This window comes from Pseudomonas brassicacearum, from assembly GCF_003732265.1.
In the GTDB taxonomy this organism is placed as follows: domain Bacteria; phylum Pseudomonadota; class Gammaproteobacteria; order Pseudomonadales; family Pseudomonadaceae; genus Aquipseudomonas; species Aquipseudomonas brassicacearum_D.
This window is the reverse complement of sequence record NZ_MOBK01000307.1, coordinates 328-610: the sequence shown is the minus strand read 5'-3', so window position 1 is coordinate 610 and position 283 is coordinate 328. Positions and strand designations below refer to the sequence as shown.

The window sequence follows — 283 nt, the reverse complement described above, 5'->3', positions numbered from 1 at the left end:
GCTGGTGGTGATGGTCAAGACCAAGTCGGAAGGCTGCTCACGCTACGAAGCCATGGCGCCGATCGGCGAACTGATGTGGAAGATGCAGAACACCGAGGGCGTGCAGTCGGCGATCTCACTGGTGACCGTGTCCAAGCAGATGATCAAGGGCATGAACGAAGGCAACCTGAAATGGGAAACCCTGTCGCGCAACCCGGACGTGCTGAACAACTCGATTGCCCGCGCCGACGGTCTGTACAACAACAGTTGCTCGCTGGCGCCGGTGCTGGTGTTCCTCAACGAT

Annotated in this window: 1 pseudogene; it reads left to right on the top strand. The window is 59.0% G+C overall.

Annotated features, from left to right (window positions below):
* Window positions 1-283, top strand: a pseudogene (locus tag BK660_RS33355) (RND family transporter); the annotation flags it as partial.